The organism is Litorerythrobacter xanthomarinus, assembly GCF_046254955.1.
Taxonomy (GTDB): Bacteria; Pseudomonadota; Alphaproteobacteria; order Sphingomonadales; family Sphingomonadaceae; genus Qipengyuania_C.
Window position 1 is genome coordinate 289,313 of sequence record NZ_JBJXRG010000002.1, and the last position, 18,131, is coordinate 307,443.

At 58.7% G+C, this 18,131-nt stretch carries 17 protein-coding genes; 12 read left to right on the forward strand and 5 right to left on the reverse strand.

Annotated elements, in window-relative coordinates:
• The first annotated feature begins 80 nt into the window (after positions 1 to 80).
• From ACEWMW_RS10685 to ACEWMW_RS10710, 6 genes are all read left to right on the forward strand, one after another.
• The gene (locus ACEWMW_RS10685) at positions 81 to 1,742 is read left to right on the forward strand and encodes an electron transfer flavoprotein-ubiquinone oxidoreductase (RefSeq protein WP_409413917.1); all 1,662 of its coding nucleotides are present in this window, start codon (positions 81 to 83) and stop codon (positions 1,740 to 1,742) included.
• A gap of 217 nt (positions 1,743 to 1,959) precedes the next feature.
• Entirely contained in the window at positions 1,960 to 2,772 is an 813-nt protein-coding gene (locus tag ACEWMW_RS10690; protein ID WP_409413918.1) for a 4-(cytidine 5'-diphospho)-2-C-methyl-D-erythritol kinase, read from the forward strand.
• Positions 2,772 to 3,506: an N-formylglutamate amidohydrolase gene (locus ACEWMW_RS10695; RefSeq protein ID WP_409414453.1), complete on the forward strand. Its 735-nt coding sequence runs from the start codon at positions 2,772 to 2,774 to the stop codon at positions 3,504 to 3,506. The genes ACEWMW_RS10690 and ACEWMW_RS10695 overlap by 1 nt, the downstream gene beginning before the upstream one ends.
• A gap of 94 nt (positions 3,507 to 3,600) precedes the next feature.
• Positions 3,601 to 5,442, forward strand: coding sequence for a dihydroxy-acid dehydratase (gene ilvD / locus ACEWMW_RS10700; RefSeq protein WP_409413919.1), 1,842 nt, complete (start codon positions 3,601 to 3,603; stop codon positions 5,440 to 5,442).
• Positions 5,443 to 5,444: 2 nt separating this feature from the next.
• Positions 5,445 to 6,848 (forward strand): NAD(P)H-hydrate dehydratase, encoded by a 1,404-nt coding sequence (locus ACEWMW_RS10705; protein WP_409413920.1) that lies wholly within the window; start codon positions 5,445 to 5,447, stop codon positions 6,846 to 6,848.
• Entirely contained in the window at positions 6,845 to 8,041 is a 1,197-nt protein-coding gene (locus ACEWMW_RS10710; RefSeq protein WP_409413921.1) for a class I SAM-dependent RNA methyltransferase, read from the forward strand. Before ACEWMW_RS10705 ends, ACEWMW_RS10710 begins: the two co-directional genes overlap by 4 nt.
• On the opposite strand, the gene ACEWMW_RS10715 is transcribed toward ACEWMW_RS10710, so the two are convergent.
• On the reverse strand, positions 8,031 to 8,339 hold the full coding sequence (locus ACEWMW_RS10715; protein WP_409413922.1) for an acyl carrier protein: 309 nt from the start codon (positions 8,337 to 8,339) through the stop codon (positions 8,031 to 8,033). The two genes, ACEWMW_RS10710 and ACEWMW_RS10715, sit on opposite strands and share 11 nt — an antisense overlap.
• Positions 8,340 to 8,440: 101 nt before the next feature.
• Here ACEWMW_RS10715 and ACEWMW_RS10720 point away from each other — a divergent pair, with 101 nt between their 5' ends.
• From ACEWMW_RS10720 to ACEWMW_RS10730, 3 genes are read left to right on the forward strand one after another with little or no spacing between them, the layout of a single operon-like run.
• Positions 8,441 to 9,970 (forward strand): acyl-CoA ligase (AMP-forming), exosortase A system-associated, encoded by a 1,530-nt coding sequence (locus ACEWMW_RS10720; RefSeq protein ID WP_409413923.1) that lies wholly within the window; start codon positions 8,441 to 8,443, stop codon positions 9,968 to 9,970.
• Complete coding sequence (locus ACEWMW_RS10725) at positions 9,967 to 11,193, forward strand: pyridoxal-dependent decarboxylase, exosortase A system-associated (protein WP_409413924.1); 1,227 nt, start codon at positions 9,967 to 9,969, stop codon at positions 11,191 to 11,193. Before ACEWMW_RS10720 ends, ACEWMW_RS10725 begins: the two co-directional genes overlap by 4 nt.
• A 53-nt stretch (positions 11,194 to 11,246) precedes the next feature.
• Entirely contained in the window at positions 11,247 to 11,462 is a 216-nt protein-coding gene (locus ACEWMW_RS10730) for a hypothetical protein (RefSeq protein WP_409413925.1), read from the forward strand.
• On the opposite strand, the gene zapE is transcribed toward ACEWMW_RS10730, so the two are convergent.
• The 3 genes from zapE to ACEWMW_RS10745 are packed head-to-tail and all read right to left on the reverse strand — an operon-like array spanning position 11,459 to position 13,840.
• Entirely contained in the window at positions 11,459 to 12,577 is a 1,119-nt protein-coding gene (zapE, locus tag ACEWMW_RS10735) for a cell division protein ZapE (protein ID WP_409414454.1), read from the reverse strand. The two genes, ACEWMW_RS10730 and zapE, sit on opposite strands and share 4 nt — an antisense overlap.
• 4 nt (positions 12,578 to 12,581) lie before the next feature.
• A complete protein-coding gene (locus ACEWMW_RS10740) occupies positions 12,582 to 13,049 on the reverse strand; it encodes a PaaI family thioesterase (protein WP_409413926.1) in 468 nt (155 codons plus the stop codon).
• Positions 13,050 to 13,057: 8 nt separating this feature from the next.
• On the reverse strand, positions 13,058 to 13,840 hold the full coding sequence (locus tag ACEWMW_RS10745) for a succinate dehydrogenase iron-sulfur subunit (protein WP_409413927.1): 783 nt from the start codon (positions 13,838 to 13,840) through the stop codon (positions 13,058 to 13,060).
• A 173-nt stretch (positions 13,841 to 14,013) separates the two neighbouring features.
• Here ACEWMW_RS10745 and ACEWMW_RS10750 point away from each other — a divergent pair, with 173 nt between their 5' ends.
• Positions 14,014 to 14,757, forward strand: a complete 744-nt coding sequence (locus tag ACEWMW_RS10750; protein ID WP_409413928.1) for an SDR family NAD(P)-dependent oxidoreductase — start codon at positions 14,014 to 14,016, stop codon at positions 14,755 to 14,757.
• Between the two features lie 19 nt (positions 14,758 to 14,776).
• Here ACEWMW_RS10750 and ACEWMW_RS10755 read toward each other — a convergent pair whose 3' ends face one another.
• A complete protein-coding gene (locus tag ACEWMW_RS10755) occupies positions 14,777 to 15,781 on the reverse strand; it encodes a D-alanine--D-alanine ligase family protein (RefSeq protein ID WP_409413929.1) in 1,005 nt (334 codons plus the stop codon).
• A 94-nt stretch (positions 15,782 to 15,875) separates the two neighbouring features.
• On the opposite strand from ACEWMW_RS10755, the gene ACEWMW_RS10760 reads away from it, so the two are divergent.
• Positions 15,876 to 17,360 carry a hypothetical protein gene (locus tag ACEWMW_RS10760; protein ID WP_409413930.1) on the forward strand — a complete coding sequence of 495 codons (1,485 nt, stop codon included), beginning with the start codon at positions 15,876 to 15,878 and terminating at the stop codon, positions 17,358 to 17,360.
• Between the two features lie 154 nt (positions 17,361 to 17,514).
• On the forward strand, positions 17,515 to 18,105 hold the full coding sequence (locus ACEWMW_RS10765; protein WP_409413931.1) for a class I SAM-dependent methyltransferase: 591 nt from the start codon (positions 17,515 to 17,517) through the stop codon (positions 18,103 to 18,105).
• Positions 18,106 to 18,131 lie beyond the last annotated feature (26 nt).

Genomic DNA, 18,131 nt, shown 5'->3' on the forward strand with positions numbered 1-18,131 from the left:
CGCGTGCAACTGGTCTTGACCTGAGAAACGCCAGCAATCAAGGCATTGCAGCAAATCAGATGGTGGAAGGACCGGACCGAATGAGCACCGAAACTGTTGAACGCGAATCGATGCCCTGCGACGTGGTGATTGTCGGCGGCGGACCTGCGGGCCTTGCTGCGGCAATCCGGCTCAAGCAGATCAACGATGCGCTCGAAGTCGTGGTGCTGGAGAAGGGCTCCGAGATCGGAGCGCATATCCTGTCCGGCGCGGTGGTCGATCCCAAGGCGCTCGACGAACTGCTGCCCGAATGGCGCGAGCAGGGCTGCCCGATGGCCGAGACCCCTGTCACCGATAACTGGCATTGGGTGCTTACCAAGAATGGCAGCTATTCGATGCCGCACCTGATGATGCCGCCATTCATGTCGAACCATGGCTGCTACACCGGCTCGCTCGGCAGCATGACGCGCTGGCTGGGCGAACAGGCCGAAGCGCTGGGCGTGATGGTTTTTCCCGGCTTTCCCGCCGCCGATGTTATCATTGGCGAGGATGGCGCAGTCGGCGGCGTGATAACGCAGGACATGGGTATTGCCGAGGATGGATCGCACAAGGGCGATTACCAGCCCGGAATGGAAATCCATGCAAAGTACACCGTGTTTGCCGAGGGCGCGCGTGGCAACCTCACCAAGCAGATGAAAGCCAGGTTCGATCTGGAGGCCGATTGCTGCCCGCAGGTCTACGGTCTCGGCATCAAGGAATTGTGGGATATCGATCCGGACAAACATGTTCCGGGCCGCGTGCTCCACACGCAGGGCTGGCCGCTTTCCGAAAGCGATACTTGGGGCGGAGGCTTCCTCTATCACCAGGCCAATGGCCAGGTCGCGCTCGGCTTCGTGACCGCGCTTGATTACGCCAATCCCTATGTCTCGCCTTACCAGGAATTCCAGCGCTGGAAGCAGCATCCGGCGATCCGCGAATATCTCGCAGGCGGCAAGCGCGTCGCCTATGGCGCGCGCGCCATCAACGAGGGCGGGTGGCAGAGCGTGCCCAAGCTGGCGTTCCCGGGCGGCGCGCTGATTGGCTGCGCCGCAGGCTTCGTCAACGTACCCCGGATCAAGGGCAGCCATACCGCGATGAAAAGCGGGATGCTGGCTGCGGAAAGCATTGCCGCTGCCATTGCCGACGGCAAGGAGAAGACCGAGCTGGCCGATTATGATGCTGCTGTGCGTTCTAGCTGGATCGCTGATGAGCTGAAGCTGGTCCAGAACGCGCAGCCGGTGATTGCCAAGTTCGGTGGCGATTACGGCACGGTGCTGGCGGGTATCGACATGTGGATGCGTACGCTCAAGATCGGGCTACCGATCTCGATGAAGCACACGCCCGACTATGCGCATACCGGACGCGCCGATCTCTACAGCCCGATTGCATATCCCAAGCCCGATGGCGTGATCAGCTTTGACCGGCTGACCAACGTGGCCTTCAGCTTCACCAACCATGCCGAGGACCAGCCTTCGCATCTCAAGGTGAAGGATCGCGAGCTCCAGAAGGAAAGCGAACTGGCGGTCTATGCCGGTCCGTCAACGCGCTACTGCCCCGCGGGCGTCTACGAATGGCTCGAGGACGAGGATTCGGGCGAGATGCGTTTCCAGATCAACTCGCAGAACTGCGTCCACTGCAAGACCTGCGACATCAAGGACCCGAACCAGAATATCAATTGGACGACGCCCGAAGGCGGCGGCGGCCCGAACTATCCGAATATGTGATGGGCGATACTGAATTTGGTTTCATCTGCGTCGCAGCATGCGTAGTGGGCGTTTGGATGGCGCAGTACAGTCTTAGGACTGGAGAGAGTGTCACTCCCTGGCCCATCGGGCCTGTTACCCGAGGAGAAAGGCCGGTACTTTTCTGGTTTGATTTCATCACTTATTGCATCATAATCCTGCTGACTGGCTACATTGCAGTACGATTGCTGGCCTGAGTTTGACCATCAAAGAAACCGCTTACGCCAAGATCAACCTTGCGCTGCATGTCCGCAGGCGGCGCGAGGACGGCTATCACGAGCTTGAGACATTGTTCGCATTCGTGGATTGCGGCGATTTCCTGACCGCTCGTAGTGCCCAGCACGACAGCGTGGAGACGATTGGTGAGTTCGCGGGCGGAATCGAGAACCCGTTCGACAACCTTGTCGCCAAGGCGCTCAGTGTCTTGCCGCACCCCGATGGACTCGCGATCACCCTTGAAAAGAACCTGCCCATCGCAGCGGGTCTCGGAGGCGGTTCGGCCGATGCTGGCGCTGTGTTCCGGATTGTCCGCGAGCGCCACGGCCTGCCCGATGACTGGCGCGAGCGCGCCGCAAAGCTCGGCGCAGATGTCCCGGCCTGCGTCGAGAGCGTTGCCTGCATTGGTCGCGGCACCGGCACGGAACTTCTGCCGGTCAAGAACGATCTGTCAGGGATGCCCGTCTTGCTCGTCAATCCGCGAAAGCCGGTGTCAACCGGGCCTGTCTTCGCCGCATGGGACGGGGTGGATCGTGGCCCGATGCCGGAAGGAACGGTCGATGACATCACGCGCAAAGGTCGCAACGATCTGTTGTTTCCGGCGCAGCAATTCTGTCCCGAAATCGCGCAAGTGCTGGAAGACATGAACGATAGCGATCCCTATCGTGTAGGGATGTCGGGCTCTGGGGCAACGTGCTGGGCGATCTACAAGACGGCGGATCACCGCGACAAGGCGGCGAGAGAGCTTGCGGAGCAGGAACCCCAATGGTGGATGATGAGAGGTAACTTGCGATGATGATGGACGGACTGCCCTATCGCCAGGTGGGCGAGGTGATCCCGGGGCGGATCGTATGCGTGGCCGATCATGCGTCGAATTACGTGCCGGAAGACATCAACTTGGGCGTCCCTTCCAGCCTGCTGGAAGAGCATATCGGATGGGATATCGGGGTTGAAGGTATCGCCGACCGTCTCTCACGCAGGCATAATATCCCGGCCCATATCGCGACGGTCAGCCGTCTCGTGTGCGATATGCACCGCGAGGAAGAGCATCCCAATGTCGTTCCGATGTCGAGCGACGGGCATACGATCGCAGGCAATATCGGCGCGGATGTCGAAGCTCGGCTCGATCGCTTTCACCGGCCTTACCACAAGGCGCTGGGCGAATGGCTGGAGACAGCAAATCCTGCGCTGATCCTGTCGCTTCACAGCTTTACGCCGAAGCTCAAGACCGAGCCCGATGAGGAGCGTCCGTGGGAAGTCGCGCTTCTTTACAACGAGCGGGGCGAACCGGCGCAGCACGCAATCCGCCTGCTGCGCGAAGAAGGCCTCACAGTCGGCGAGAATGAGCCTTATTCGGGCAAGGATCTCAATGCGACGATGAACCGCCATGCCGAGGCACACGGGCGGCCATATCTGGCGATCGAGATCCGTCAGGACGAGATCATCAATGAAGCGCAACAGGCGCGCTGGGCGGCGCTGATCGTAGATATTGCCAACCGAACATTGCTAGCGATGAACGCTACAGCCTAGCGAACCTCTGGCGCTGCCAAGATTTCCCTTTTTGCAGCGCGCTCCGCTTGGTCTAAGACGGGGGCAAGCGATTTATTGAGCAAGGCCCAAGAATATGCCCGAACTGCGTTCCAAGACATCGACCCACGGCCGGAACATGGCCGGTGCCCGCGGATTATGGCGCGCGACGGGTATGAAAGACGAGGACTTCGGCAAGCCAATCGTCGCCATCGTCAATAGTTTTACGCAGTTCGTGCCGGGGCATGTCCATCTCAAGGACCTCGGCCAGCTGGTTGCGCGCCAGGTCGAAGCTGCAGGCGGTGTAGCCAAGGAATTCAATACGATAGCGGTGGATGACGGTATCGCTATGGGTCACGATGGCATGCTCTATTCGTTGCCCAGTCGGGACCTGATCGCCGACAGCGTCGAGTACATGGTCAATGCGCACTGCGCTGACGCGATGGTGTGTATCTCGAATTGCGACAAGATCACCCCTGGCATGCTGATGGCCGCGATGCGCCTCAATGTGCCGTGCGTGTTCGTTTCCGGTGGCCCGATGGAAGCGGGCAAGGTCGTGCTCAAGGGCAAAGAAGTCGCCTTGGATCTCGTAGATGCGATGGTTGCGGCGGCAGACGAATCGTATACCGACGAAGAAGTGACCGAGATCGAGCAGAATGCCTGCCCGACTTGTGGCTCATGCAGCGGAATGTTCACCGCCAATTCGATGAATTGCCTGACCGAAGCGCTTGGTCTGTCATTGCCCGGCAATGGGTCGACTCTCGCCACGCATGCCGATCGCCAGCAGCTCTTCGAGCGGGCTGGGCGGCTCGTCGTCGCGCTGGCCAAGCGCTACTACCACGAAGACGATGAAAGCGTGCTGCCGCGTTCGATCGCGAGTTTCCAGGCGTTCGAAAATGCAATGAGCCTCGATATTGCGATGGGCGGATCGACAAACACGGTACTGCACCTGCTGGCGGCCGCATATGAAGCCGGGATCGATTTCACGATGGAGGACATCGACCGGCTGAGCCGCAAAGTGCCGTGCCTTTCCAAAGTCGCACCTGCAAAAGACGATGTGCACATGGAGGACGTCCACCGCGCTGGCGGGATCATGGCAATCCTTGGCGAGCTTGAAAAAGCCGGATTGCTTCACACGGCGCTACCCACCGTTCACAGCCCGACCATGGGTGATGCGCTAGATGATTGGGACATTGGCCGCACGCAGAACAACAAGGTGCGCGAATTCTACTCGGCAGCGCCGGGCGGTGTTCCGACCCAGACAGCATTCAGCCAGTCGCGCCGGTGGGAATCACTCGATCTCGACCGCGAGAATGGCGTCATCCGCAGCAAGGAGCACGCTTTCAGCCAGGATGGCGGACTTGCCGTACTCTACGGCAACGTCGCGCGCGATGGCTGTATCGTTAAGACTGCAGGTGTCGATGAGAAAATATTGAAATTCTCTGGTCCGGCTGTTGTGTTCGAGAGCCAAGACGATGCGGTAACAAGCATCCTTACCGAGCAGGTGAAAGAAGGGGATGTCGTCGTCATTCGCTATGAGGGGCCAAAGGGCGGGCCGGGCATGCAGGAAATGCTCTATCCAACGAGTTATCTCAAATCGAAGGGATTGGGCGCAGCCTGCGCGCTACTGACAGATGGGCGTTTCTCAGGCGGTACTTCGGGACTTTCCATCGGGCATGTTTCGCCCGAAGCGGCCGAAGGCGGCGAAATCGGCCTGGTTGAGAATGGCGATATCATCGAGATCGACATCCCGAATCGGACGATCCATCTGGCCGTAAGCGACGAGGATCTTGCATCCCGCCGCGCAGATCGGGACGCCACAGGCTGGCAGCCCGCGCATCAACGAAAGCGCAAAATAACCCCAGCATTGAGAGCTTACGCGGCGATGACTACCAGCGCCGCCCGCGGCGCAATCCGCGACGTCGATCAGCTGGGCTGACTGTGCCCGAAGCACACGATCAGATACTCACCGTCGCGCAGATGCAGGCGGCGGAGCAAACGCTGATCGATGCCGGGACAGACGTGCATGCCTTGATGCGCATTGCCGGTTCGGGCGCAGCCGAATGGATATGGCGGATGGCTGCCGGTCGATCGGTCACGGTGTTGTGCGGGCCAGGCAATAATGGCGGTGACGGCTACGTGATTGCACAACGCCTTGCCGAACGCCGGCTTGCCGTGAGAGTAGTGGCTCCGATCGATCCAAAGACCGATGCTGCGAAGCGTGCGCGAAAAGAATTCGGCGGTGAGGTATCGTCTTCGGGCAAGGATGTCAGCGGCGAAATACTGGTCGATTGCCTTTTCGGCTCGGGGCTGACGCGGTCGTTGTCGGCTGAATTGGAATTGATGTTGCGCGATCTGGCGCAGCGCCATCCCTTCCGCATCGCTGTCGATTGCCCCTCTGGGGTTGAGAGCGACAGCGGGAAACTGCTCAACGAGGGACTGCCGCAATACGATCTCACACTGGCACTTGGCGCTTGGAAATCCGCGCATTGGCGAATGCCTTCACGGGCGAAGATGGGTCAATTGCGACTGGTTCCTATTGGCGTTCAGTCAGTCGGCGGCGCAGCCCTGGCGGCTGTCAGACCCCTATTGTCTGCTCCGGCTGCTGATAGTCACAAATACCGGCGCGGACTGCTTGCCATTATCGGTGGTGAGATGGCCGGCGCAGCGATGCTCTCAGCGCAATCGGCGATGCGCGCAGGGGCAGGATATGTGAAATTGTTCAGCGAGCATTCGCATCCCGATGCACCCGCAGGACTGGTCGTGGACGATGCTGCGCTGAACGATGCACTGTCAGACGAAAGGATCAACGCTCTGCTAGTCGGCCCGGGCCTCGGACGCGGTGAGCAATCCCGTAAGCGCCTCGCTGCGGCGCTTGAGACCGATTGCGCAAAGGTGCTCGACGCGGATGCTTTGCACTTGCTTGATTCCGATGCTCTTGCAGACTGCAATGCGAGCCGTATCCTTGTCACGCCGCACGAAGGTGAACTGGTGCAGCTATGTAAGGCGTTCGGGGTGATTGGGGATGACAAGCTTGGCAGGGCGCAAAGTCTCGCGAACATAACGGGATTAACAGTACTGGCAAAGGGCTCCGACACGATCCTGTGCGCACCGAGTGAGCCACCCACTTTCTTTCCTGCAGCACCGAGTTGGCTATCCGTCGCGGGCACCGGTGATGTTCTCGCCGGAATTGCCGCAAGCCGGATGGCTAATGGTTCCGATCCGGCGCAAGCTGCGGAAGAAGCTGTCTGGATTCACGGCGAAGCTGCGCGCCTGTGCGGACCACCCTTTACGGCGGACGACCAAGCCGCGCAGGTCTCCACTGCGTTCGCCAGGTTCTTGTGAGCGAAGGCGAACCCATAGTCCGCATCGCAGCGCGCGGAGACGGCGTGACAGCGGATGGCAAACATGTTGCTGGCGGCGCGCCGCAGGACCGTCTTCTTGCCGATGGTACTTTGGCTTACGGTCTGCATCACGTCGAACCACCTTGCCCCCACTTCGGCAAATGTGGCGGCTGCCAGCTGCAGCATTGCGACGAGGAGGTGCTGCGTGAATTCGTGACATCAAGGGTTCTCAACGCCGCAGCATCACAAGGGCTTGAGCCCGCCCATGTGTTGCCAACGCATCTTTCGCCCCCGATGAGCCGTCGCCGGGCTACCTTGCATGCGGCAATTGTCGCCGGAATACCTGTATTGGGCTTCCGCGAAGAGGGTTCGCACAAGATCGTCGGAATGCAGGAGTGCCATATCCTGCGCCCCGAACTCCTTGTCCTGATCGGACCACTCAAAAAGCTATTGCGAGCCAGGACAGGCCGCTTCGCTGCCGATATCACTCTTACGTTGGTAGATCAGGGGGTCGATTGCGCAATCAAGGGTCTCTCGATGGAAGGCCTGGAGGAAACCGAGGCGATGCTCGATTTCGCTCGCGAAACCGGATTAGCCCGATTGACGCTCGATCAGGGCTACGGTCCGGAAGCCCTTTGGGAACCTGACCAAGTTACGGTGACCATGTCCGGTGTGAAGGTCGGCTTTCCCGTCGGCAGTTTCCTCCAGGCGACAATGGACGGCGAGCAGGTGCTGGTAGAGCAGACGCTTGAGTGGTTAGGCGAAGCGGGGCTTACTGCGGACTTGTTTTCGGGCCTCGGGACTTTCGCATTCGCAATGCGGGATGGACGCCGAGTCCTCGCAGTCGAGGCCGCGCGAGATGCGCATCTGGCCTGCAAATCGGCTTCGGGTTTGGCCGGAAACACGGTTCATGCCTTGCACCGCGATTTGTTCAGAAATCCGCTCCTCCCCCAAGAACTGGCGAAGTTCGAAGCGGTCGTACTCGATCCTCCGCGCGCCGGGGCCAAAGATCAGACTGTGCGCCTCGCCGAAAGCGAAGTCCTCAAGGTGATCTACGTCAGTTGCAATCCATCAAGCTGGGCGCGCGATGCAGCGCGACTGATCGAGGGAGGTTTTCGGTTGGAAGCGGTTCGTCCGGTCGGGCAATTCCGCTGGTCGACGCATGTCGAGTTGGTGAGCCTGTTCACCCGGTGACGAGCTTCGCTTCGATGAAAGCGAACAAAGCACCGTAGGTTTCGAGCATTTCTGCATCGACGTCGTCGTCATCGATATGGAAGCCGTAGCGATCCTCGATCTCCGTCAAAAGCGTTGCGACGGCCATCGAATCGAGCTCGGGCAAATGGCCGAACAGGCCGGTGTCACCATCGAATTCGGCAACTGCCTTCGGATCGAGCGCCAATGTATCTACAAGTATAGCGCGCAGGGTCTCGTCCGCTTCGCTGCGGCTAGGGGGCAAAGACGACTTACCCGCGAGATTCTGGCTTGTAGTCATTTACAGACTGGCTCCTGCTCCATCGCGGGGACCGCTTAGCTATCGTTGGTTGCCGCCGCAAGGCGCTTGCATCCTCGCTATCGCGCGGGAATAGCGCTGCAATGACCGATTTGCCCGATCCCCGGCCATTGCCCCTCGATCATCTCTCGCTTCGTGGCAAGGATGGTGCGCCTGCACTGGTGCTGAAAGATCGGTTGCTGACGTTTACGGAGCTCGATCAGCGGGTCGGCCAATTGGCCACTTGGCTGACCGAAGCGGTTCCCGAGAAGGGAGCACGGGTTGCCAGTTGGGCTGCGAAGGGGGAAGCGACTTGCCTGCTGCCGTTGGCCGCCGCACGGGCAGGGTTAGTACATGTGCCAATCAACCCCCTGCTCAAGCGTGCGCAGGCGGCACATATCCTCGCCGATAGCGGGGCGGCGATGTTGATTGGCACCGAATCGCGCCTCGCATCGCTGGAAGATGGTGATCTGCCTGTTTCCTGTAATGCTATCGGAGAGAAAGAAATCTGGGGAAGGGTCGGCGCGGTTGCAGGAAGCTTGGGCCCTTGCGACGCCGATCCTGACGATCTGGTCGCGATCCTCTATACAAGTGGCTCGACGGGACGGCCCAAAGGCGTGATGCTCAGTCATGCGAACCTATGGCTCGGAGCGGCCAGCGTGGCTCACTACCTCAAGTTGGAGCCGGACGATGTGACACTCGCGGTTCTTCCGCTGAGTTTCGATTACGGTCAGAACCAGTTGCTATCGACCTGGTACGCGGGAGCAAAAGCGGCGCCGCTCGATTATCTCTTCCCAAAGGACGTTGCCAAGGCTTGCGCGCGTCACGGTGTCACAACGCTCGCTGCTGTCCCTCCGCTGTGGGTCCAGCTGACCGAGATCGATTGGCCGGATGACGCTACATCCAATATGCGGCGCCTGACCAATAGCGGTGGGGCGTTGACGCCGACCCTGATAGAATCGCTCTGCACAATCTTTCCGACCAGCCAGATCTATCCGATGTACGGTCTGACAGAGGCATTCCGTTCAACTTATCTTGATCCATCGCTGGTCGCCAAGCACCCTGCATCGATGGGCAAGGCGATACCTTTCGCCGAGATACTAGTGGTCAACGACAGTGGTCAGATTACAGCCGACGGCGAAGAAGGTGAGTTGGTACATTGCGGACCGCTCGTGGCCCAAGGCTATTGGCAAGACCCGGAGCGGACCGCCGAACGCTTCAAACCCGCACCGCAGGCCTCTGAATATGGCGGCACGGCGGTTTGGTCAGGCGACCGTGTGGTCCGCGACGATACGGGATTGCTCTATTTTTCCGGACGCCGCGATGCCATGATCAAGAGTGCGGGCAACCGGATCAGTCCGCAGGAGATCGAGGAAGCAGCTCTGACGAGTGGAATAGCCAAGCAGGCAGTTGCCTTGGGATTGCCCGATAATCGACTTGGCCATGCGATCCATCTGGTCCTGCGCGGCGATGCAAGCGGCGAGGATGAACTGCGCAAGAAACTCAAGTCCGATCTGCCGAACTTCATGCAGCCGTCGGTGATCCATTGGCGAGACGCCATGCCGACCAATCCCAACGGGAAGATCGATCGCGTAGCGCTCGCGCGTGAACTGCAAACGGAAGATGCAGGATGAAACCGATTGGACCCATTCCCCCCGGCTTCGAAGCCATCGATGGAGAACTTGCCATCGGCGGGTACAAGGCGTCGGCCCTGGTCGAGCAGGCGGTACGTACGCCATTGTTTGTGTACTCACAGGAGAGAATAGCAGCGCGCATCAGTCACCTACGTGCCGCGATGCCCGCCGCCATACGGATCCATTATGCCGTCAAGGCTAATCCCTACTTGCCGCTGCTCGAATTCATGCGCGGCCAGGTCGATGGCTTCGATATTGCGTCGAGCGGCGAACTATCGCTGGTCCAGACTGCCGGGATCGATCCCGCCATAGTCAGCTTTGCAGGCCCGGGGAAACGTGACGAAGAGCTCGAAGCGGCTGTTGTCGCAGGTGTGACACTGAACTGTGAGAGCGAAGGCGAGGGACGGCGCATAATTTCCTGCGCTGAGCGCATGGGCGTTACACCGCGCGTGGCCGTCAGGGTTAATCCGGATTTCGAGCTGCGCGGCTCGGGCATGAAGATGGGGGGCGGAGCCAAACCGTTCGGTGTTGATGCCGACCGGGTACCGGATCTGGCTCGGCAATTGATAGACGCCGGCGTGAAGTGGCGAGGGTTCCATATTTTCACCGGCAGCCAAGCACTGTCTTCCAAAGCGATTATTGAAGCACAAGCGAATGTTCTAGAACTTGCAGGGAGGCTCGCCAGCGAGCTTGGGCACGCAATTCCCAAGCTCAATATGGGCGGCGGCTTCGGTATTCCCTATTTTGACGGCGATGCAGCGATCGAGCTCGCGCAAATTGGCGAGGCACTGCATGCGCGGCTCGGCGACCTGCCGGATGAGCTGCAAAATACCGAACTATGCCTCGAACTGGGGCGTTACCTCGTTGGGGAGGCCGGAGTCTACCTGACACGCATTGTTGATCGTAAGCAGAGCCACGATGCGACCTTCCTCGTCACCGACGGGGGGCTGCATCACCAGCTCGCCGCTTCTGGCAATTTCGGAACTGTCGTGCGCCGCAACTACCCCGTCGCGATAGCTACGCGCTTCGGTGCCGAACCGGAAGAGGAAGTCAACGTGGTGGGATGCCTTTGCACCCCCCTTGATCGCCTCGCCGACAATGCGATGATGCCAAAAGCCGAGGTGGGCGATCTGGTCGCGGTTTTCTGTGCGGGTGCTTACGGCGCGACGGCATCTCCAGCGGCCTTCCTTGGCCATGGAGCCGCAGCAGAATTGCTCGTTTGACCGAACCTCAAGCCTAATCGGATGTTTACCCTTGGCTGCTAGCTCTTGGCGCCATGGAACTCGATCCGGCCACACTCGACACCATGCTCGCAGAGGGCGAAGCCCAGCTTGAAGAGCTGCGGCGCGGCGTGCCCGCCGGGCGTTCGGATCCCCGTATCGATGCTTTGGAAGACCGGCTCGATCAGCAGGAATCCGTCATCCGGCATACCCTGACAATGCTGATCGAATGGATCGAGAGCCAAGACCGGGACGCGGCCAACCCTAACTAGGCAGTCTCTCCATGACCCAACGCCATATACTCGGCGCTTTGCATCTCATTTAGCCTGCTAACCGTCCGTTCGAATTCGAAGGCGCCGTCGCCCTTCATATACAGTTCTTCGGGCGCAGTTGCGGCGGTGGCGAACAGCTTGACCCTGTTTTCGTATAGCGCGTCGATCAGCTTGATGAAGCGGATAGCTTCATTGCGGTTTTCAGGGCCCATGCGCGGAATGCCAACAACAATGATGGTGTGATAGTGTTGCGCAATGCTCAGGTAGTCAGCCGCACCGCGATTCTCGCCGCACAATCTTTTGAAACTGAACACCCCCACGCCTTTGAGGCTTTTGGGAACATGCAGGGCGCGGCCGCCGCCCAGATCGAGTTCGGCGGATGGGACGTTATCGGCATCTTCCGGTTTGTAGTCTGTAAGGCGGAAGAAGGCTTCCCGGACTTGCGCAGTGGCTTCATCTCCGAGTGGGCTGTGCCATGTGCCAAGGTCGCCGAGCCGGTCGAGGCGATAGTCGGTCGGCCCGTTAAGCTCGACTACATCGAGTTGCGCGTGCACCAAGTCGATGAAGGGCAGGAATAGCGATCGGTTGAGCCCATCCTTGTATAGGTCGGATGGCGGCCGGTTCGAAGTTGTGACGATTGTGACATGGTGCTCGACGATCAATGCAGTGAAGAGCCGTGCCATGATCGCTGCGTCTGCGGTGTTGGTAACGACCATTTCGTCGAAAGCGAGGCAACGGATGCCCTGCGCAAGCTCGGCGGCGACCAGACCGATCGCGTCCTGCACCTCCTTGCTCCGCTGCTCCCGGATCATTTGATCCACTTCGAGCATGAATGCATGGAAATGGACGCGGCGTTTGGCTTTCAGCGCCAGCGTCTCGATGAACAAGTCCATCAGCATCGATTTGCCGCGCCCCACGCCGCCCCACATATAGATTCCGCGCGGCGGTTTGGTCTTGTCGCCGAATAGGGAAGAGAGGAATCCGCTTTTCTGCTGGCTCGATTCCAGCTGGTTCTGCAAGTCGTTGAGTTGTCTGACAGCGTTTCTCTGCGCAGGATCAGGCTGCAATTCTCCCGCAGCGATCAGCGATTCGTATCGGGCGAGAACGCCGCTCATCATATCACCGTGGAACGAACTTGCGGATGATGCCGGAAAAAGCGCATATACGGTCGTCTTCCTGTACGACTTCACCGCGCACGAAAACGAGCTTTCCCGTCTCGCGGATGATCTCGGTCACGGCATCGAGTGGCCGTTTGGGGTCGCCGCCGCCCACAAACTGGGTGGACAGCTCCAACGTCACCGATGGGCCTGCATTTCCAGTCCCGATGATGTGCATGGTGGTGAAGAGCGAGATGTCGATCAGTGCCAAGCTCACCGCACCGTGTATGATGCCCTGCAGGTTCTCGTGCTTGCGCTCAGGGAACATCCGCAAGCGACATTGTTCGCCTGTGGGACCTTGCTCGCGGCGCGTGATGAGTTTGCCCATCACCGCACCGTTGAACAGCGTGTCGTCTTTCAGATTCCAGTGATGCCAACCCGGATTTTCTGGATCCGGCTTGTGATCGAACACATCGTCGCGAAGCGCCATGATGCGCCTCAGATGGCTCGCTCGGCCATCATCTTCTTGGTTTCAGCGATTGCCTTGGCGGGCGAGAGGCCTTTGGGGCAGACATTCGCGCAGTTCATGATCGTGTGGCAACGGTAGAGGCGGAACGGGTCTTCTAACTCGTTAAGGCGTTCGCCCGTCATCTCGTCACGGCTGTCCGCTAGCCAGCGATAGGCCTGGAGCAGGATCGCCGGGCCGAGGAATTTATCCGAATTCCACCAGTAGCTCGGGCAAGCGGTCGAGCAGCAAGCACAGAGGATGCACTCGTACAAGCCGTCGAGCTTTTCGCGCTGTTCAGGGGACTGCAGGCGTTCCTTGCCGCTCGGCGTCGGGCTGACGGTTTGCAGCCAGGGACGGATTGAGGCGTATTGCGCGTAGAAGTGGGTAAAGTCCGGAACCAGGTCCTTGATCACATCCATGCTGGGCAAGGGGGTGATGCGAATATCGCCAGGGAGATCCTCTATCGCAGTGGTGCAGGCCAAGCCGTTTTTGCCGTTGAGGTTCATCGAGCACGAACCGCAAATGCCTTCACGGCACGAGCGGCGAAAAGTCAGCGTGGGATCGATCTCGTTCTTGATCTTGAACAATGCATCGAGAACCATCGGGCCGCATTCATCGAGATCGATCTCGAAAGTGTCGTAACGCGGATTCTCGCCGCTATCGGGATCGTAGCGATAGATCTTGAACTTGCGAATACGAGCTCCGCCGGAAGCCTTGTATTCGCGGCTTTTGCCGGTGATCTTCGAATTCTTGGGTAGCGTGATTTGCGCCATCTGTTCATTATCCTGCGAAAGCCTGCGCACTATCTAGCGGCTCGTTCAGCAAGGGCAAGTCGCGGAATGTTGAGAGTTCTGCCAGGGCCCTTGCGGATATCGCGATTGATCGGCCAGAGTGCCTGACTAGGGTTTCGGAACCATCGACCTGAACCGTTCGTCTCACTGGGGTCATGTCAACACTAAGCAAACCTATTAATTGGCCCAATTCTGCGGTGGTTTTCGGTGCCTCGGGCGGCATCGGGGCATCCTTTTGCGAGCATTTGGTGCGAGAGGGAACCGCACTCGTCTACGCTGGAAGCAGGGGGGAGTTGGCTCATAAGCATCCCTCGATCCGACACTTTAGTTTTGATTTGGCAGAGGAGACGACAATCGCTCGGTCAGCGGAGATGCTGGCAAATGACCCTCCATCGCTCGTCATCGTTTCAACAGGCGTCCTCACCCACGATAACGGGGTGGGCCCTGAAAAGAGCTTCAAGCAAATCGATCAAGATGCGATGTTGCAGTCTTTCCGCCTCAATACCGTCGGACCGGCCCTCATCGCGAAGCATGTTTTGCCGATCCTGCCGCGGGACAGAAGAGCGGTATTTGCTGTGCTTTCGGCGCGGGTCGGATCGATTCGGGACAACCGCCTTGGAGGCTGGCACAGCTATCGTGCCTCGAAGGCTGCGCTCAACATGTTGGTGCGCACCTTCGCAATCGAGATGCGACGGACGCACCCAGAAACCATTATCAGTGGGTTGCATCCCGGCACGGTCGACACGGGACTTTCTCGACCGTTTCAATCAAATTTGGCGGATGGCCAATTGACTGAGCCGAGCGAGGCTGCCGCTAATTTGCTCTCTGTCATCGCCAGCCTAACAAGTGAGAACAGCGGCTATGTATTCGATTGGAAGGGCGATCGCATCCCGGATTAGGGTGTGTCGGAATCCCAGATCAGCTCATCAACCCCTGCCTGCGATAGCTGTCGGCCAGGATGGTTTCGATCAATTCTTCCTGCGTCCAGCCAAATCGCTCCGCTGCTAGGCCGAACACCTTCTTGGACCAGAGGTTACAGTTGAGATTGACCTCCAAGTAGGTGATCTCACCGGTTTCCTCATTCACCCTGAACTCGAACCGACCGTAATCGAACGGACGATACTCGTCCCAAAGCCGCCTGGTGTACTCGGCAATCTTCTCTTCAAGTGTCGGGTTCTCGAAGAAATCGAGCGAGTATTTCTGACTGCGGTCAACGAGATCGCGCTTTTCGTAGTAGTTTCGCAGGTGGCTGGGATCGGCTTGGCGAAAGATCATCATCGGCAGGATCACAGGATCGCCGACTGTGACGACTGGAACTTCAACGTCGCTACCTTTCAAAAACGGCTCGACGATCGCATCGTGTCCGAGTTCGTGCACGGCATCGATTGCTTCGGCGACTTGATCTAGCGAATGTGCGTCGTGCACGCCCCAGCTGGCCGAAGACGCGTTGGGCTTGATAACGAAACGTTCGCCCTCTGGCACCTTTGCGAGATCGACAGGACCACCGTTGCGAAAAATCGCCCAGGGTGCAGTCGGAACTCCGACTTGCTCCGCCGCACGTTTGGCTAAGTGTTTGTCATCGGAAAGCCCTCGCAGGATCGGGCTAGCCCCTAGGTAGGGAATTCCCGCGCGCTCGCACAGCAATGGGCACAGCATTTCAGAATTGAAGAATCCTGCACGGTTCAGCAAAGGAAAGACGAAATCGAACTCGGGTTTCCCATAGAGAATGTCGAACTTATCAGTCACCGTGAGATTGAGCTTCAGGGCCTCAAGGACCTGCCGCATCTCACGATGGTAATAGGCGTGATTGCCGTCCTCGGGCTGACCTTCGCCGTTCCACAGCGCATTCTTTGCAAGAAACAAAACCTTCAGGCGTGCCCGAGTTTCCTCATCGATCTTGAGGGGGGCGATTTCCGCGCTCATTGGAGGCCTTTCAGAATTGCAAGCTGGCGTGGCCCCATAAATCCGCTATCGCGCGCAACCAAGGCAAAAAGAGACCGTTCTTCGAAAGATTTCCATGGTTGAGAGCAGCGGAACGCCAGATTTCCCTGATATGGACAAGAGTGCCTTGTCTTTGCGGCATGCGCGTGAAGCGATTGCGCTGCTCTCGAGTGGTGGAGATGCACGCATTGCCATAGATTCGGATACGGGGCTCAATCGCTATCTGTCCGCTCCCTATCCCCGTCAAACATTGGCTTATGCCTCATCAACCGCAAATGATTTGAGTGGGGCTGCCTTCGAACATGCTTGCCGGAGGATTGGGCAGGGGCTTCCCTGCTACGAGGAAGCACTCGACAGCATCAGGCAGCAGATCACCGATGCATATGGGCTCGATGCGTCGCAATCAGTCGTCTTTGCCGCGTCGGGTACCGATTTGGAGTATGTCGCGTTGGCGGCGATCTATGATCGAGCCGAAGCCGGAGTGCACAACGTCCTTCTAGGCGCCGATGAAGTCGGAAGCGGTTGTCCGTTTTCCGCGGCCGGGAAGTACTTTGCGGAGCAGACTTCACTTGGCATCGAGACAGTCAAAGGTGAGCCGGTTCCAGGACTTGAACACGTAAGCCTCGCGGATATCGCCGTGCGTTGCGAACAAGGTAGGGCGCTTGCGTCTGCGCAAATCAGTGCGGCCATTGAAACCGAGCTCGAGCTTGCACGATCGATGCGGCAACATGCGCTGGTACATGTGGTCCATGGGTCAAAGACAGGCCTCATCCTCCCGGATATGGCGCATCTCGACTACCTGAAGGCCAAGTGGGGCAGTCAACTTACCTTCGTGGTCGATGCATGCCAGGCGCGGATCACACCTCAGGCAGTACGAGATTACCTAGACAGAGGTGCGATTGTTTTCGTCACCGGGTCCAAATTCATGGGCGGTGCGCCGTTCAGTGGCTTCGCTCTGATTCCACCCGCAATTATGGAAGAAGTGATCACTTTGCAGGAAGGATTGCGGGGGATCTTTCGCAGAGGTGAGTGGCCATCGTGCTGGCCGGGGCGTGATGCATTGAACAACAGCGAGAACCCGGGTCTCGCCCTTCGTCTCGATGCAGCAGTTTTCGAACTGCAGCGATTTCAGCAGCTAACGCTCCCTCAGGTCGAGCGAGTTATTGTCGCTTTTGAGGCCTCGCTTAAAGCACGCTTGCTCGATGCCCACGATATGTCGCTCGTCAAACCATACGCTTTGGGCGCGCGCGAAGAAGCGGTCACCCATCCGATCGAAATGCGTACGCTTGCCACCCTGGATGTGTCCCGGCTTTCGGGCCTTCGCACCTTTGATGAATGCCAAGATTTCCACCGTCGAATGGCGCTGGCGGGTGTCCGCCTAGGCCAGCCGGTCAAATGTGTTCACCTGGATGATGGACGCTGGGGCGGAACGCTCAGGATCGGGCTGTCGATGCCTCAGATCGTCGAGTTCTCGGCGCTTGAAGACGCGGAGCTGAAGGCGCGGTTCGACAGCGATATGCAGCGCCTCGCAAATGCTCTCGTTACTGAGTACGCGGAATAGTCGAGGGAAATATTGTTCTGCTTCAGTTGTCTCCGTTGCAATTTTGTTTGTGTTTCTCAAAGGCTCGGCTAGCTTTCCGCAATTCCGTAGCCGGGGATCGGAGAGGGTTGCGATGGGATTGGCGAGTTGGTGGGATCGGCATGGGGCCCCGCGCATGATCGAGCTGTGCTGCGGCATGCCTGCGATCGAGAAGCTGCGCGGCAAAGTTGTTCCTTTGGCCACAGGGCGCATATTCGAAATCGGATGCGGTGGAGGGCTCAACCAACCTTTCTATGACACGAACCAAGTGACCGAATATTGCGGAATTGATCCAAACGAACGGTTGCTCGAGAGCGCGCGGCGCAGGGCAAGGGAGAATGGCTGGGCCAGTGAGATCAAAGAGGGAGTAGGGGAAGATATCCCGTTCGCCTCATCCAGTTTTGACATGGTCGTGTGCACTTACACGCTGTGCTCGGTGCAGGACCATTCGAGAGTCATTTCAGAGCTCAAGCGTATCCTGAAGCCAGAGGGGCGATTGCTGTTCCTCGAACATGGTCGATCGCCGGACGCAAGCGTGGCGAAATGGCAGGACAGAATCGAACCGATATGGAAGCCTGTTGCCGGTGGCTGCCATTTGACCAGACCGATCGGTCCAGCGCTCAGGGCGGCACGCTTTGCGGTCGAGCCACTGGGCCAACGCTACATTCCGAAAACGCCAAAGTTTGCAGGTTGGATGGAGTGGGGCATCGCCCACAAGCGGCATTGAGCCGTCATAGCTTTTTCAGAGCTAGT